Source organism: Polaribacter sp. Asnod6-C07, assembly GCF_045063625.1.
Lineage (GTDB): Bacteria > Bacteroidota > Bacteroidia > Flavobacteriales > Flavobacteriaceae > Polaribacter > Polaribacter vadi_A.
Genome location: NZ_JBEFOF010000005.1, coordinates 190423 through 208403, shown reverse-complemented (window position 1 = coordinate 208403; position 17981 = coordinate 190423). Strand labels below are relative to the sequence as shown.

The following is a 17981-nucleotide window of genomic DNA, read 5'->3' as shown; positions in this document are numbered from 1 at the left end:
AGTACTTTACTAAAATACGGTTGTTACATTAATTTATATTTACTGACATTGTTTTGTAAGTACTTTTTCTAGCAGAATATTCACCTCCAACAACTTTTGGTGTTCCTACAATTTGAAAAATGTAATCGCCACTTTCTGTTATAAAACTTAAACTAGATCCATTTATTGAATTAGTGCCCCCAAAAGAACTAACATCTGTACTTCCTAAAGTATTTAAAGCTGCATCATAAACGAATAATTTAAGATTTAATCCAGTAGAAAAGTTTACAGAATTAAGGTAGCCTAAATAAAAAGTATTAGAAAGATTTATATTATTAGGTATTGTATAGTTTGTACTAGATGTTTTAAAAAAGATGTCATATAAATACTCTGAATTATCTGCATCGTATACGTAATATGTTCTTTCTCCTTGGTTAGGTGCATTATTTATAATAACCTCTGTATTGCTATCTTCTTCTAAAACATAAGCTTGGTAAGTATCTGGAACTGCATCAAATTCGGCCTTGTCAAATTTTAAAATAGTTTCTCCATATTCATCAATTTTATCAAAAGTTAAAGCTACTTTATATTCATTTTCTAGATAATCTCCCTTAATAACAATGCTATAATTATAAGCATCGTTATAATTTTCTACTTTAATAATTGGTGTAAAACTATTATTGATCACGTCTCCAAACTGAATGTTTGTATAGCCATTATCACTATAACTTGTATACGACTCAAAATTTGCAGCAGTAATACTTTGTTCTTTAATCATGTCATCATCTTCATTATTTGAGCAAGAAACAAATACCATTGTAATTGCTATTAATACTAATTTTGATGTTTTTATTAATTGTGTTTTTTTAAAATTTTTCATTATAAAATATGTTTTTTTTTATACCCACAAATCTATTAGCAAACAGTTATTTACGTCATTCAAAAAATGTCTATTTAAATCATAGTGCAACTATTTAATTCAAAAAATGACCATATGAATCAATTTAACTTTGTATGGTAGAAAAAAATGGTCTTAATATATTTATATTTACAAAAAAATAAAGACACCAAAACTTTACTGTCTTAGAGTACATTTAGCCCTTTTAAAAGATTTTAATTTTGTTTAAAAGTTAATATTTAATTGTTTTATGAGAAATAAATATGAAAGCATTATAGCTTTAGGAACAAAAAATAATTTTTCGAATAACCTTAATAAAAAAATACGTTTATTAAATACTTATTGTTTAGTTTGGGGGCATGTAGTTTTCTTTTTTTTATGTTTAGAAACACTTATTGGTTCTGGGCTTGAGGTTATTAATCAAAACACTATAACTTTTGATTTTGTTAATGTAAAATCTTTAGTTACTCATTTTTTTATACTCACCTCACTAATTTCGATAGTTTTTCTTAATAAAAATTTTCATTTTAAATGGGGGCGTTTTATTTTTATAAGTACTGTTATTATAGTAAATGTCTATGCTTCTCTTATTATTTCTCCTGGTAGCTATATTGAGTATTATTTTTTATTAATTTCACCTATAGCGATTACACTTTATGAGAAAAAAATTACATCATACCTTTTTTTAGCTATCGGTTTTTTGTGCTTTTTAACACCCTATTATATTTATATTGTTTATCCTCCTGAATATGTTGATCGATTAATAATTTTAGAAACTGCATGTATTTTTTTAGTGATACACCTTTTAGTAAATTATTTTAAAGCAAATAATTTAAAATATGAAAGGCTTTTATCTTTAGAAAGAGATAAAGTACTTTCTGATAAAATAATACTTGAAAAACAAGAAGCAGAATTGCACGAGTTGAATGAGTTTAAATCTCACTTTTTTGTAAACTTATCTCATGAAATACGAACACCATTAACATTAATTCAAGGGTATACAAATCAATTAAAATTTAAAGAATCTGATAAAGAGAACAAACAAAAAACAACAATTATAAAAGAGCAGTGCCAACAAATGCAAGATATTATTAATAGTATTATGGATTTGAGTAAAATGGAAAGCAATCAATTTAAATTAATAAGTACTCCTGTTGATATTAACGTTTTATTAGAAAAACACTACACTAATTTTGAAAGCCTTTTCACTAAAAAAAACATAAACTTTACTTTTAATAACAAAACTTTAGAAACCAGTATTTTAGTAGATGAAGAGCTTTTTTCTAAAGCCATTACTAACTTACTTAGTAATGCATTAAAATTTACACCAACTAATGGAACTGTTTCTATAAATACTTCTTTTAATGTTAATGGTCTTAATATTGATATTATAGACGATGGTATTGGCATCAATAAAGAAGAAACAGAAGCTGTTTTTAAACGTTTTTATCAAGTTAAAAACGATATAACAAAAAGCCAAGGAAGTGGTATTGGTTTGGCTTTTACAAAGAGTATAGTTCATGCTCATAATTTTACAATAGATGTAGAAAGTAGTTTTGGAAAAGGTTGTTGCTTTACTATTTCTATTCCAAAGAAGTATTTGAGTTCTTCCACAAATAAATCATCAGTAAAAACTATTGGTATTATTGATGAAAATACAAGTATTACCACAAAAAAAACAAAAACAACTTTTGTAAATAAACAACCAAAAATACTGGTTGTAGATGATCATGAACAAATGAGAACTTTCTTAAAAAAGGTCTTAAAAAACTACGACGTTACTGAAGCTGAAAACGGAAAAGAAGCTCTTGGTAAACTTCATAAAAATAGTTTTGATCTTATCTTAACAGATTATATGATGCCTGTTATGGATGGAGAAAATTTGGTAAAAGAACTAAAAAAACAACAAAATAAAACACCAATTATAGTACTTACTGCAAGAACAGATCAGCAAGGAAAATTATCTATGTTACGTTTAGGTATAGATGGTTATTTACACAAACCTTTTTTAGAAGAAGAACTTTTAATTAATATTAAAAACTCTATAGCACTTTATAAAAATGTTAAAGAGTTTGATAATGAAAATTCTCCAGAAACTTTAAAAAGTTTAAATGAATATGCTGATAAATTTAATACTAAAATTACATCTTACATAAACAAAAACCTAAACTCTCATTTGCTTACTGTAGATTCTATATCAGAATATATGAATGTTTCTAGAAGTACATTAAATCGTAAGGTAAAAAGTATCTTAGGACAAACTGTTAACCAATTAATACAAGAAGCACGTTTAGAAAAAGCACGTAATTTAAGAATAGAAGACCCTTTTGCTACGAAAAAAGAAATTGCAGAAGCTGTTGGTGTTACAAACACTACTTATTTGTTTGATAAATTAAAAGAACGTTATGGTACTTAAAAATTATCATTTTTATATTAAAATATTTTCATAAAAAAACCTCATAAACATTATGTTTACAAGGTTTTAAAAAACTAACTAAACTACTTTTTATTCTTTCATAAATCGTTTTGAGGAAATACTTCCATCTTCATCTTCTATTTTAATTAAATAAATACCTCTTTTTAAGTTAGATGTTGTAATGTTTTTTGATGAAGTTTCTAAAATCTTTATACCCAATACAGAATAGATGGTTGCACGTTTTAAGTTGCTATCCATTTTTATATTTAAAACTGATGTTGTTGGGTTTGGGTATATAGAAACCGTATTTAAACTAAAATCATCTACACTTAATGCTCCACAATTTGTACTAAAACTAGTTTGTGCATCTATATTTGTCCAGTTGGCATCACTATAAGCAACATCATCTACAGTAACACAAGTAAGGTTAGGATTTGTACCTGCATAAAAACTTGCGGTTACTATATTACTGTTATTACCATTTGCTACATTTAAACTTGTTAATTGGTTAATAGCACAAGACAATCTTGTTAAAGCTCTATTATTAGAAACATCTAAACTTGTTAATTGATTATTAGAACAATGTAACTGTTCTAAAACCGTATTATTAGAAACATCTAAACTTGTTAATTGGTTAATATATAAAGTTAAAAATTCTAAATTTATATTATTAGTAACATCTAAACTTGTTAATTGGTTAATATATAAAGTTAAAAATTCTAAATTTATATTATTAGTAACATCTAAACTTGTTAATTGATTGATATGGCACCATAAGTTTATTAATAAGGTATTTTGGGAAACATCTAAACTTGTTAATAAATTACCATTACAAGCTAGGGTTGTTAAAGCAGTGTTAGCAGAAACATCTAAACTTGGTATTAAATTATTGGCACAATCTAAATATTTTAAAGCTGTATTATTAGAAACATCTAAACTTGTTATTACATTACCATTACAAGCTAAGGATGTTAAAGCTGTATTGGCAGAAATATCTATACTGCTTATGTAGTTATTATAATTACAATTTAACTCTGTAATATTAATAAATGCCTCAATACCTGTTAAATAATTAATCGTTAAACTACTAACGTCTATTGTTCCAGTAAAAGCACTTGCTTCACTACATTGTATTTCTGTATCTCCATTTGTGTTTATTGCTGCGTTACCTACTAAATACGTTTTAAATTTTGTGTCTGGTATGTTTACGGTACAAGTTGTACAACTTGCACTATAAGTAGCAGTAGCATCTTTATACCAATCAGTTGGCGAAGTACCTACAATAGCAGCATCTACCTCAATACAAGTTAACGCAGTATTATTTGTAGCATAAAAAGAGGTCATATTTGCATTATTTCCATTGGCTATATTTAAACTTGTTAATTGGTTCTCATTACACCATAATAATACTAAATTTGGTTGCGCAGAAACGTCTAAACTCGTTAATTGGCAATCAGTAGCAAAAAAGTCCTCTAAAGCAGTGTTAGTAGAAACATCTATACTCGTTAATTGGGTTCTACTAATAGCTAGCCTTACTAAAGCAGTATTAGCAGAAACATCTATACTTGTCATTGGGTTTGTATCAAAATCAAGTTCTGTTAAAGCTGTATTACTTGAAACGTCTAAACTCATTAATTGGTTAGTATGACAACTTAAATTAGTTAAAGCCGTGTTAGCCGAAACATCTAAACTCGTTATTTGGTTTTCACCACATTTTAATTCTGTTAAAGCAGTGCTAGAAGGAAGATTTATACTCGTTAATTGGTTGTCTCGACAATCTATACTTGTTAAAGCTGTAAAAGCTTCAATACCAGTTAAATCTGAGATATTTAAAGATATAGCAACTATTGAACCTGTAAAAGCAGTTGCTTCACTACATTGTATTTCTGTATCTCCATTTGTATTTATTAATGAATTACCTACTAAATATGCTTTAAAGTTTGCGTCTGGTATGTTTACGGTACAAAGTGATGCTACTTCTGTTACACTTTTAAAACCAACCCAACCTGCTGTAGTATAAGCCGTTGTTGTGTTTTCTGGTATGGTTAAATCTGTATCAATATTATTATTACTAAAAGTAAAACTTAATAATGTTGCTGGTGTTGTACTTTCTGAAGTAACGTCTGTTAAATAATAATTATTTTCAAATGCTGAAGCTCCAATAGTTGTTACAGTTGCAGGAATGGTTATACTTGTTAATGAATTATTTTTAAAAGCAGCAGCTCTAATAGTTGTTACAGATGCAGGAATGGTAACCTCTGTTAATGAATTGTAATCAAAAGAAGCATCTCCTATAGTAGTTACATTATAAGTAGATCCAGAATTAGTAACTGTTGCTGGTATGCTAATTGTAGTGTTTGTTCCTATATAATCATAAGTAGCAACGATATCATTATTTGTAATGTCCAATATTTGATAAACGATATCATTTTGAGTAAACGTATAATCAATTGAATTAATGGTGTTAAAACCAACCCAATTGGCATCTAAATATGTTTGTTCTAAACCTGTTGGTATTGTTAAATCGATACTATTATTGTTATCAAAAACACCACTTAATAAAAATGCTGGGTTTGTGCTTTCTGAAATAACTGATACTAAAGATGAATTATAATTAAAAGCATAAGCACCTATAGCTGTTACAGATGCAGGAATGGTAATATTTGTTAATGGGTTATAACTAAAGGCACTTTGTCCTATTGAAGTTACAGAATTAGGAATGCTAACACTCGTTAATGAATTAAAAAGGAAAGCATCTTCACCTATCGAAATTATTGAATTAGGAATGCTAACACTTGTTAGTGAATTTGAACGAAAAGCTTCTACTCCTATCGAAGTTACATTATACGTTGTCCCATAAAAAACGGTTGAAGGTATGGTAGGTGTAAAATTATTTACATCTAAATAGTCTATAACAGCGACTTCTCTCACAGAAGAAGCATTTGCTGAACCTGCTACAGTTATTTGATATTTAAAACCACCTACTGTAAAGATAGTTCCAACAGTTTGTTGTGCATTTGCCACCATAGCAACAAATGTTACTAAGAATAAAATTAATTTTGTTTTCATAATTTAATGTTTTTAATATTTATTTTTTCGTTTTTTAAGGCTTAATTATCTTACAGTAATGGTGTTACCACATCCAGAATTTTTACTGTACACTTTTGTAGTGGTAGTTGTATTATTTACTTGTATATATGCATCTTGACCACAACTCCACTTTACAGAACCTCCAGCACTAATTTTTGTTCCTCTGTTCTTGCTTCCACTTCGTGCTACATAAATAGCACTTCCGCTAGTATTTCGTAGCGTTACAAAATCTGCTTTTTGACGACTTTGATAATTTGCTTCGTTTTGTCTTTTTCTGCGCTCTAAGTCTTTCCATTCTGGTGTAGCTTTTACAGAATCATTATATCTTTTAGCTTCTGCATAAGATGCATCTTTGGCTGCTTTTTCTTTTGCCATTTTGTTTTTAGTAAGGTTTGCAACGTTTGTGTCTGATTGTTTTTGTGCTGCAGTTCTACCATTTTGTTTTGCTTTCATGGTAACCAAATAATCAGTAATCAATTTCCTTATATTCTTCTTTTTAAACTCTTTATATTCAGACCCAAAAACACCTGCAGATCCTAATGCTTCATTTTTTAATGCCTTCATTTTAGAGAAAAAAGAATTTTTCTTTTTTTTCTTTTTTGTATTATCACTTGCTGCTTCAACCTTTCCTGCTTTAATGAAAACACTTAAAATGTCTTTAAAAGTGGCGTTTTTAGTTGAAACTCCTTTAAGGCAAAAAACGTAATCATCTATAGAAACGTAATAATAGTAATAGCCCCAATCTTCTTGACTTATAACTGATTCATAAGGATATCCTTTACAATCTATTTTTTTATCTGAAATATCAACTGTTACATCAGTTTCACCTTTTTTTTGGCCTTCTTGTAGAATAGTAGAAAATTTATAGCCTTCTCCAGTTGATAAATATTCCTTTTTAAATTTAACAGCTTTAAGCTTTTTTGTAGCCTTAAAAGTACCATCACCATTTTCAGTAATTCCACTATATATATTATATGTATCCTTTTCAGAAATGTTATCGAAAAAACTTTTTTGGGCTTGAGTTGCAGCAGTAATTAATACCACTATTGCTAAAATTAATTGTTTCATTTTTTTCATTTTTTGTATTAGTTTGTTTTTTTATTTCATGTCAAAATTACTTCTAAACAGATATTTACATCATTCAAAAAATGGCTATTCAAATCAAAAATCAACTATTTGATTCAAAAAGCATCCATTTGATTCAAACTGTTATTAGGGTAAAATAATTATATAATTAAAGTATATATTTGGGTAATGTTTGGCTGAAATAAGCTAATTATTTAGTGTTAGATTTTATATTAATACAAATTATTAAAAATTAAAAATCATGAAATTAAAAGGATTATTACTAGTATTATTGGTTAGCGTTTTAAATATAAATGCTCAAGACTATTTCCCAAAGAGTGATGTATTCAATGGAAAATATTACTCATTAAATAAGATCGGCAATCCTGGGCAAGAAGTAAAAGAAGTATACCTAGCAGTTGGAGAACCAGGTACAACAAAAATGATGACTCTTAGCTTAACAAAAGGTGGTATGCCAGCATATTTTGTATTTCAAGAACCTGTTGCTAAAAAAATAAAAAAAGCTGTTTTTCGTAACAGAATGTCTATGATTTTTATGTATGATGAAAACAGTTTAGTTATGGTTAGAGAAAAAAAAGAACGAAATCAAGCTGAAGGTGAAACAGTAGTAGATTTTTTTAGTAAAGACAAAGTAAAAGTTTCTACAATGACAAGAGAAAAGGCATTAGAATACGCAATGCAATATGTTGGAGAGTTTTAATAATCTTGGATTTAATGTTGTAACGCAACAAAACGTATATTTTTTTGATGTAAACATTTACTGAATCACTAATTTTCTAGAAAGTTCTCTTTCAAAACCTTCAACAAAAATAGTGTCTTTGCTAAATTTTACTTTTGCAAATGCAGAAGAGTTTTCTGTGTCTACCATTCCTTTAAAAGTTAAGTAATGTACATTGTCTACATACTCGTATGCACCTGCATGATTATGGCCATTAAAAAATAACTTTACGTTTTTATAAGGTTTTATTAGTGATAAAAATTGTTCTCTATTCCATATATTATGTTGGTCTACAGGATAAATAGGAAAATGACAATAGAAGCCAACTTTTTGGTTTTCTTTAGTAGCCAAATCTAATTCAGATTTTATCCACTTTAGTTGTGTGTTGCTTAAAGCGCCATTATACTTTTTTATATAAGGTAAATTTTTATCCTTTAAAATATTATAAAGAGAATCTGTTTGTTGTTTTTTATCAGCAGAAATTGCTCCATAAAAACTTAAATCATTACCATCTAAAACTATAAAACGCCAATTCTTTTTGGTGAAGCTGTAATACCTGTTTTTTAAATTTAGTTTAGCAATAATTTTCTTTTTGTTAGGTTCACCAACATCAAAATCGTGGTTTCCTAAAACGTGATAAGATGTTGATTTTAAAGAATTCCAAGTTGGTAGAATACTGTCTAAACTACTTATTCTTTGATCTATAAAATCGCCTAAATGAATAGTGTAACTTAAAGAGTCTTTATTTAGGGTTGCTACTGCTTCTTTTAATCTTTGTGGTGATTTTTTATAATATCTATCCCATTTTATTTCGCAATTACAATACTGGCAATCAGAAATTACACCTATTTTAAAAGTAGTGTTATTTGTTTGTTGAGAAGATGCAATATTTAATATAAAAGCAAAAAATAAAATTATTTTTTTCATTATTTAATGTAATTAGTTACAAATATATTGTAATAAAAAACGCAATCAAATTAAAGATTATGTTTTAATAATTAGATTTTTAATGATTTATTTATTGTGTAAAAATAAGAAACCGAACTGTAAATTACAGTTCGGTTAATGTTTTAAATAAGCTATCCCCCAATAGAATATTTAAAAAAAAGGACTACATGAGTAATCCTTTAAAATTTATGGTTGAATTTTTTTGTTAAAGGTAATAGTATTTGTGAAATTTACATAGTAATAGTTTCCGAACTGTAAGTATTTGTTTCCGAATTTAATTTTTAAGTTATAAATCTTAATTACTTCACTTACAAATGGTTTGTAAATATTTTTTCAAAATCATCTTTATGACCTTTGCTAATTGGTACTTTAAAACCGTTTTTTAAAATAACTTCTTTATCTTTTTTAGAATAAGTTTTAATGGTATTTATATTAATAATCCATGATCTATGTGCTCTAATAAATTTTTCATCTTCTAAGAATAAGTTTTCATAATAGCTAAGTTTTTTAGAAACTAAAAATGTTTTATCATCTAAAAGATATATTTTAGAGTACATTCTATCTGCCTCAATACACAAGATATTATCTATTTGTACTATTACATAATCATTTTTATGAGGAATAGCTAATTTTTTATTGTTCTCTTTTAATAATTTATATCGATTTACAGATATTTTATTTTTTATATTATTTTCTACTTTTAGAATTGCTTCTTTTAATAAATCTACATCTATTGGTTTTAATAGATAATCAATTGCTGCTACTTGAAATGCTTTTATGGCGTAGTTATCGTAAGCAGTTACAAAAATTATTTGGAAATTAATTTCTGAGAATTCTTCTAACAACTGGAAACCATTTTTTTGAGGCATTTGTATGTCTAAAAAAACAATATCTGGTTTGTTTTTTTGTATTAAAAGAACTGCATCTTTTACATTAGATGCTTCTGCTAAAATTTTTACATTACTACAGAAATCGTTTAATAAGTATCTTAAGTTTTCTCTTGCATTAATTTCATCATCTACAAGTATGGCATTAATTTTAGTCATCTGAAAAAGTGTAGGGTATTTTAATAATTACTTTAGTTCCGTTATTAACATCTTCATATTTAAAACCAATATCGGTTTTATAATAATCTTTTAAAATTTTTAATTTACTACTTATCGATTTTGTAGAGAAAGATTTTTTTGTTTTATTTCTTTTATCATTTATTATTGTTGCTGCTTTTATGCCAATACCATTATCTATAATTATACAATTTAATGTGTCTTCTAAAATAAATTCAATATTTATAATACCAACACCATCTGTTTTATGTAATAATCCGTGGTTAATAGCATTTTCTATAAATGGTTGAATTATCATAGTTGGTATTTTTACATTATCTATAGATTCTGATCCAATAATTTTATAAGAAAAACCATCTTTAAAACGTAAATTTTCTAACTCTAAATATTTTTTTATGATAGATAATTCTTCATCAAAATAAACAAAACTCTTAGTGCTTAAGATTAGGTTTTCTCTTAATAGTGATGAAAATTTAGTAAGGTAATTATAAGCTTTTTGTTTTTCACCTTTTAGTACTAAGTTTTGTATAGAGTTTAAAGCATTAAATGTAAAATGCGGATTCATTTGAGACTGTAAAGTTTCTAGTTTAGAGGTTATTAACTCTTTTTGCATTCTTTCTTTTTCTATGGCTTGTTTTTGTTTTCTTTCTTTTTTTCTGATGCTTTTTAAGATAATTAACCAAAATAATCCAAATATTAGAATTGGTACTAAGAATACAAACCATATTTGTCTATAAAATGGTGCATTTATTTTTAATATTATCGTTTTTTCTAAAGATTGTTGTTGTTGATTAAGTTTTATTGCTTTTAATGTAATATTATAATTACCTGGTGCAAGATTATTAAATGTAACTTGATTTATCCCTTTTTCAATAGTATTCCATTTAGGTTTATCAGAACCATCTAATAATTTGTATTTATAAGTAATATCACTATCACCTAAAAAACCATTTGTCTGAAAATTAATTTTTATTTTTTTTTCGTTGGATTTTAATTCATAATTTACTTTTTCTGTAACTTTTTCATCATTTATTAAAATAGATGTAAAGTAGAAATCAAGAATTTTACGGTCCAAAAAAACTTTTTCTTTATTTATTTTAAATAAGCCTTTATTTGAGCTAAAATAAATATGTTTTTCAAATGGAATTATTTCTGAAATATTAAAAGAATTTAAACCATCTTTTTGGGTAAGGTTTTTAAATTTTCCAGTTTCAGAGTTTAATAATTGTAACCCTTTATCTGTAGTAACCCAAAGATAATTTCCATCTCCTTTTATTTTACCTGCTTGGTTAGATAATAAACCATTTTTAGTAGTATAATTAATTACAGGTTCATTGTTTTTAAGCCCAATTATACCGTCTTTTAATGTAGATATCCAAATTATACCATTATTTGTTTCATCTATATCTATAGCAATTATAGGTTGATTTTTAAATTTTATTTTTGTGCTTTCGTTATTTTCTGAATGTTTTTCTACACCATCAACATAACCAACAAACATTTCTTTATTCTTACTATAATGTGTGGTATATGCTCTAGTTCTTCTTAAAATTTTGCTTTTTTTATTGTTAATATTAGTAACTCTAGCTGCATCATGTAAGGCATTAAGTATGTTGTTATTGTCTATTACAACAAAATCTTTAGCATTTCTTAAAAAATCATCTCTTACTAACTCTTTCTTTTTCTTATCATAAATTAATGAGTAATTATTTAAGCTTAAAAATACCTTTTCTTTATTTTGGCCAATATCATATATTTTTTTAGTGTACTTATTTTTTATAAAATTTAATTTGCTTTTTTTTATATTTAATATGGCTAAATCTCCTTTTACAGAACCCAAAAAAAGTGCATCTTTATCTATTTTAGATAATGCACTTATATTCGATTTTTCTTCAGGAATATCATATTTTTCTATATATAAATTAGGTATTATATAAATTCCATTTCTTAAAGATACAAACCAATAATTATCATCTCTATCTTTTAATAGGCCACCCACATCTTTTCCTATAAAATAGGTGTTAATATGTTTTAGCTTTTCGTTTTTTATAGTGTAGGTATAAACGCCTAAATAAGTACAGAGCCAAATTTGATTATTTACTTCATAAATATTTATAATTTCGTTATTATCAAATATTTTAGGAAGCTTTATTTCTTTTAGTTTATCGTTTATTTCATAAAATAGTTTTGGTTTTATTTTAGAATTTACAACATTGTATGCATAAATTAAATTCTTTTTTTCATAAGAATGTATAGACCATTTATTAAAACGAAAATTTTTATAACCGTCTAAATTATATATTATTTTAGATGATGAATTTTTAGTTGTTCGAAATATTTTATAATCTCTATAGATGTAAAGAGTATCAGTTTTTCTTTTGTTTTTTATTAAAACCCCTTTATTAAACTCTCTTAACTCAGAAGGATTGTCTATTGCATAAGTGTAAATACCTTTCATGGTATTTATTAATATTTTATTTTGATGAAAAGCAAAAGAAGTAATTATTCCATTAGTTTCATTACCTATATCTAAAAAAAGTGATAGTTCATCATTCTCAATAAAAAAAAACTGACCAGAAATATTATTACACCAGATTCTACCTTTTGAGTCTAATTTTAATCCAAAAACAGATAAGCCTCTTTTTTTTTGATGAGTGTAATTCTTAAAAGTTTTACCATCATAACGAAAAAGACCTTTATTAGCAGCAAGCCAAATAAAACCTTTGCTATCTTCAATAATATCGTAGAACTCAATATCAGGCAAACCTTCTTTATCAGTTAAATGATGAAAAATAGGGTGCTGAGCATTTATTTTAATTGAAAGAAATAAAAAACAGAAAACAAGAAATAAAGTAATTCTTTTCATAATGTTTAAAACAACTGAATCAAAAGTAATTAATATTAATAGAAAAACCCATTGCAATTTTTTGCAATGGGTTTTTTAATATTAAAAAAGACGTTTTCTTTTTTTGAAATTTCTTTTTTAAGGAAATAAGTGAATTACATAAAATTTCTATCGAAATTTTGTTATTCTACTTATTTTACTTCCTCAAAATCTACATCTTCTACATTATCTCCTTGGTCTGCACCAGATTCTGGTTGTCCTTGAGCTTCTGCACCAGGATTACCTCCTTGAGCAGCTTGTTCTGCAGCATACATTTCTTCAGAGGCAACTTTCCAAGCTTCATTAATCTTTTCCATAGCAGCATCAATTTGTGCTAAATCTTTAGATTCATGAGCAGCTTTTAATTCTACTAAAGCAGCTTCAATTGGTCCTTTTTTATCCGCAGATAATTTATCACCAAATTCTTTTAATTGCTTTTCTGTTTGAAAGATCATAGAGTCAGCTCCATTTACTTTTTCTGCAGTTTCTTTAGCAGCTTTATCAGCATCAGCATTTGCTTCTGCATCTTGTCTCATTTTTTCGATTTCTTCTTCAGATAATCCAGAAGAAGCTTCGATTCTAATTTCATGAGATTTGTTTGTTCCTTTGTCTAAAGCAGAAACTTTAATAATACCATTAGCATCAATATCAAAAGTTACTTCAATTTGAGGAACTCCTCTTTGTGCTGGTGGTAAACCATCTAAATGGAAACGACCAATAGTATTGTTATCTGCAGCCATTGCTCTTTCACCTTGTAAAACGTGAATTTCTACAGATGGTTGATTGTCTACTGCTGTAGAGAATACTTGAGATTTTTTAGTAGGAATTGTTGTGTTTGCATCAATTAATTTTGTGAAAACATTCCCCATAGTTTCAATACCTAATGATAAAGGTGTAACGTCTAATAACAATACATCTTTTACATCACCAGTTAAAACTCCACCTTGAATTGCAGCACCTAAAGAAACAACTTCATCAGGATTTACACCTTTACTTGGAGATTTACCAAAGAATTTTTCTACTGCTTCTTGTATTGCCGGTATTCTTGTAGAACCACCAACTAAGATAATTTCGTCAATTTCAGAAGTTGATAAATCAGCATTTTTTAAAGCTGTTTTACAAGGCTCTATTGTTCTTTTGATTAAATCGTCTATTAATTGCTCAAATTTAGCTCTGCTTAAAGTTCTAACCAAGTGTTTTGGTCCGCTTGCAGTAGCAGTAATATATGGTAAGTTAATTTCTGTTGAAGCAGAAGAAGATAATTCAATCTTCGCTTTTTCAGCAGCTTCTTTTAAACGTTGTAAAGCCATAGGATCTGTTGTTAAATCCATGTTTTCTTCCGCTTTAAATTCTGCAGCTAACCAATCAATAATTTTTGCATCAACATCATCTCCACCTAAGTGTGTATCTCCATCTGTAGCTAATACTTCAAAAACACCATCTCCTAATTCTAAGATAGAAACATCATGTGTTCCTCCACCAAAGTCAAAAACAACAATTTTTTTATCGTCATGTGCTTTGTCCATTCCATAAGCTAAAGCAGCAGCTGTAGGCTCATTGATAATTCTTTCTACTTTTAAACCAGCAATTTCACCTGCTTCTTTAGTAGCCTGTCTTTGTGCATCGTTAAAATATGCAGGTACTGTAATTACAGCAGAACTTACATCTGTTCCTAAATAGTCTTCAGCAGTTTTCTTCATTTTTTGAAGAACCATTGCAGAGATTTCTTGTGGTGTATATAAGCGACCATCAATATCTACACGAGGTGTATCATTATCTCCTTTTACTACTTTATAAGGTACTCTCTTAATTTCGTTAGAAGATTCAGAAAATTTATTACCCATAAAACGTTTAATAGAAGAAACGGTTTTTGTAGGGTTAGTTACTGCTTGTCTTTTTGCAGGGTCACCAATTTTACGTTCTCCTCCTTCTACAAAGGCAACAATAGATGGTGTGGTTCTTTTTCCTTCAGCATTAGGAATTACAACTGGCTCATTACCTTCCATTACAGAAACACATGAGTTTGTTGTTCCTAAATCAATTCCAATTATTTTACTCATAATAATAATTTTATATTAATTTTTTAAATTCAATTTTACAATGTGTATTAGTCAAAGGCTGTGCCAACCGCTTTTTGCATAGAAATTGTCAGTTTTTTTTAAAAAGACATTCATAGTTGTGACAATATGACACAACTTGTAAAACCTACATCTCAACGAATTCCACTTTACTTAAAGCATTTATTTTTATATATTTGAGTAATTCTTAAGAAATTAAAGAATCCTAATAATTAACTTAAATAAAAAACGATGAGTAAATTTGACGAGAAAGTAGCACAGTATTCTAAATTTATGGATGAAAAAGGGCTAAAGTATGATGCAGACTTATTAAAAGCTGTAACAAAAGGTTTAGGTCCGTCTATTTATAAAAGAGATGCTGAAACTGTATCTGGTTCAGATGCTAAAGAATTAGCCACTGTAAAAAAGAACTTTTTAATGAAAAAGTTAGGTTTAGATGATACACCTGCTTTAGATGAAGCAATTGCTAAAGTAATAGAAGCAATTGGTAAATCAGAAAGAAGTAAATACAGAGCTGTTGTTTATTATATGTTAGCTGTTGAATTTGGTAAGGAATCTATTTATAGCTAAAATAGAACTTTATAATTATTATAAAAAATCCAACTCATTGAGTTGGATTTTTTACTTTTACAGCCTAAAATTTAATCGCTTTTACGAATGTCGCAATTTATTAGTGTTTTTGATATGCTTAAAATAGGTGTTGGCCCATCAAGTTCGCATACATTAGGTCCTTGGAGAGCTGCCCAAGAATGGGTTAGTAATTTGAGAACTACTAATTTGTTTGATAAAATTGATGCAGTAAAAGTAGATTTATATGGTTCTTTATCTTTAACAGGTAAAGGGCATGCAACTGATTTAGCAATTCTATTAGGTTTAAGTGAAGCTGATCCTGAATATATACCCATAGAGGATATTGCCATTATTGTAGATCGAATTAACACACAAAAAGAAATTTATTTTAAAGGCGGCAAAAAAATCCCTTTTTATAAAGAATCTATTGTTTTTAATCGAGATTTTTTACCTTTTCATTCTAATGGAGTCACTTTTAGAGGTTTCTCAGAAGGAGTAGAAATATCAACAGAAACTTATTATTCTATTGGTGGTGGTTTTATTATTCAAGAGGATAATAATTTAGAGGATGAAATAGAAATTAATAAAAAGAACTTTCCTTATCCTATAAATCGTGCCAAACAATTAGAAGAGTATTGTGAAAATGAAAATTTACTAATTTCTGATATCGTTTTTAAAAATGAATTAGAAATCAATTCAGAAGAAAAAATTGATGCTGAATTGAATAGAATTTGGGATACTATGTTAGAGTGTATGTACATTGGTTGTCATACCAAAGGTATACTTCCTGGAGGTTTAAATGTAAAACGTAGAGCTTTTGACATTCAAGAAAAGTTGATAAAAGATGCAGTCTATACAAACCCTAAAGAATGGATTACTGCCATTAGAAGTTCTGAAGTAAAATTTAGAGAAATTCTAAAATGGGTAAGTTGTTTTGCACTTTCTGTAAATGAAGTAAATGCTGCTTTAGGTAGAGTAGTAACAGCACCAACAAATGGAAGTGCAGGAGTAATACCAGCAGTTTTAATGTATTATTTAGTAATTGAAAATCATGATGCTGGTTTTAAAGAAATAAAACAATTTTTATTAACAGCTGGTGAAATTGGCAGTATTTTTAAAAAAAATGCTACAATATCTGCAGCAATGGGTGGTTGCCAAGCAGAAATAGGCGTGTCATCTGCAATGGCTGCAGCAGCTTTAACAGAATTATTAGGTGGTACACCAGCACAATCTTTAGTAGCAGCAGAAATAGCAATGGAACATCATTTGGGTTTAACTTGCGATCCTATTGGAGGTTTGGTACAAGTACCTTGTATAGAACGTAATTCCATGGGAGCAATAAAAGCGATTAATGCAGCAGAAATGGCTTTAGAAACCAACCCTAAAGAAGTAAAAGTACCTTTAGATAAAGTAATTGATACCATGTGGGAAACTGCAAAAGATATGCATAAAAACTACAAAGAAACCTCAGAAGGTGGTTTGGCTATAAATGTTGGTTTGGCTGATTGTTAGAAGTTAGTCTATTAGTACACAGTTTGCAATAGACAGTAAGCAGTAACAGTGTAAATTAAAAAAAATCATTGTTATTTTAAGTAATAAATCTTTATTTAATTTCTATTTTATCGCCTAAAAATTTGGGTTTTACATCAAAAATAATATCCACAAAAACTTTAACCCTAGCAAGGTATTCCCTGAGTTGAACTTTAATTCCTGATTTTCCACTTACATCTTTTGCATTGAATCCGATTGCTTTTATATTAAAGTGTTCTGCTAAATAAATAGCTCTTTCATTATGAAATTTTTGCGATATTATGGTTACCGAATTTTGACCAAATATTTCTTTTATTCTTACAACAGAATCTAAAGTTCTAAAACCTGCATAATCTAAAAATATTTTATTTTCCGGTATTCCAGCTTTTATTAAATCGTTTTTAAAATCTGTAGGTTCATCATAACTTTTTGAGCCATTATCTCCACTAATAACTATAAAATTTATTTTACCAGATTTAAACAAATTAATTGCAGCATCTAACCTGTATTTGTAATACAGGTTTATATATCCATTTCTTAAATACTTTGAGGTTCCTAGAATTAATCCAATTTTATTTTTAGGGATATTTTTAGTTTCTGAAAAAACTTTTTCAGTTGCATTTTTTTGAATAATTATATTAGATATGAAAATGCTAATTAAACATAAGAGACCAAAAAACAGTAAAATCTTAGATGATTTAATGATCAATTTTTTCATTA

Annotated in this window: 12 protein-coding genes; 4 read left to right on the top strand and 8 right to left on the bottom strand. The window is 27.5% G+C overall.

The window, feature by feature from the left end:
- Positions 1-28: 28 nt before the first annotated feature.
- Complete coding sequence (locus ACJJVK_RS00990) at positions 29-859, bottom strand: hypothetical protein (RefSeq protein WP_405562329.1); 831 nt, start codon at positions 857-859, stop codon at positions 29-31.
- Positions 860-1127: 268 nt separating this feature from the next.
- Between ACJJVK_RS00990 and ACJJVK_RS00985 the strand changes: the two genes are divergently transcribed.
- Complete coding sequence (locus tag ACJJVK_RS00985) at positions 1128-3293, top strand: response regulator (protein WP_405562328.1); 2166 nt, start codon at positions 1128-1130, stop codon at positions 3291-3293.
- 90 nt (positions 3294-3383) lie between these two features.
- Here the strand turns inward: ACJJVK_RS00985 and ACJJVK_RS00980 are convergent, their stop codons facing one another.
- Both ACJJVK_RS00980 and ACJJVK_RS00975 read right to left on the bottom strand, forming a co-directional pair.
- Positions 3384-6362, bottom strand: a complete 2979-nt coding sequence (locus tag ACJJVK_RS00980) for a leucine-rich repeat protein (protein WP_405562327.1) — start codon at positions 6360-6362, stop codon at positions 3384-3386.
- Between the two features lie 45 nt (positions 6363-6407).
- Positions 6408-7451: a hypothetical protein gene (locus ACJJVK_RS00975; RefSeq protein ID WP_405562326.1), complete on the bottom strand. Its 1044-nt coding sequence runs from the start codon at positions 7449-7451 to the stop codon at positions 6408-6410.
- 259 nt (positions 7452-7710) lie between these two features.
- On the opposite strand from ACJJVK_RS00975, the gene ACJJVK_RS00970 reads away from it, so the two are divergent.
- Entirely contained in the window at positions 7711-8169 is a 459-nt protein-coding gene (locus ACJJVK_RS00970) for a hypothetical protein (RefSeq protein WP_215995809.1), read from the top strand.
- A 57-nt stretch (positions 8170-8226) separates the two neighbouring features.
- Here the strand turns inward: ACJJVK_RS00970 and ACJJVK_RS00965 are convergent, their stop codons facing one another.
- The 4 genes from ACJJVK_RS00965 to dnaK form a co-directional block, all read right to left on the bottom strand.
- Entirely contained in the window at positions 8227-9114 is an 888-nt protein-coding gene (locus tag ACJJVK_RS00965; RefSeq protein WP_405562325.1) for a metallophosphoesterase, read from the bottom strand.
- Between the two features lie 329 nt (positions 9115-9443).
- Complete coding sequence (locus ACJJVK_RS00960; protein ID WP_405562324.1) at positions 9444-10181, bottom strand: LytR/AlgR family response regulator transcription factor; 738 nt, start codon at positions 10179-10181, stop codon at positions 9444-9446.
- Positions 10174-13065, bottom strand: coding sequence for a histidine kinase (locus ACJJVK_RS00955; RefSeq protein ID WP_405562323.1), 2892 nt, complete (start codon positions 13063-13065; stop codon positions 10174-10176). Before ACJJVK_RS00955 ends, ACJJVK_RS00960 begins: the two co-directional genes overlap by 8 nt.
- A 170-nt stretch (positions 13066-13235) precedes the next feature.
- On the bottom strand, positions 13236-15143 hold the full coding sequence (dnaK, locus tag ACJJVK_RS00950; RefSeq protein WP_215995813.1) for a molecular chaperone DnaK: 1908 nt from the start codon (positions 15141-15143) through the stop codon (positions 13236-13238).
- 249 nt (positions 15144-15392) lie between these two features.
- On the opposite strand from dnaK, the gene ACJJVK_RS00945 reads away from it, so the two are divergent.
- A complete protein-coding gene (locus ACJJVK_RS00945) occupies positions 15393-15731 on the top strand; it encodes a DUF2853 family protein (protein ID WP_215995814.1) in 339 nt (112 codons plus the stop codon).
- 87 nt (positions 15732-15818) lie between these two features.
- Positions 15819-17243: an L-serine ammonia-lyase gene (locus ACJJVK_RS00940; RefSeq protein WP_405562322.1), complete on the top strand. Its 1425-nt coding sequence runs from the start codon at positions 15819-15821 to the stop codon at positions 17241-17243.
- 91 nt (positions 17244-17334) lie between these two features.
- On the opposite strand, the gene ACJJVK_RS00935 is transcribed toward ACJJVK_RS00940, so the two are convergent.
- Positions 17335-17979 (bottom strand): vancomycin high temperature exclusion protein, encoded by a 645-nt coding sequence (locus tag ACJJVK_RS00935; protein ID WP_405562321.1) that lies wholly within the window; start codon positions 17977-17979, stop codon positions 17335-17337.
- Between the last annotated feature and the right edge of the window lie 2 nt (positions 17980-17981).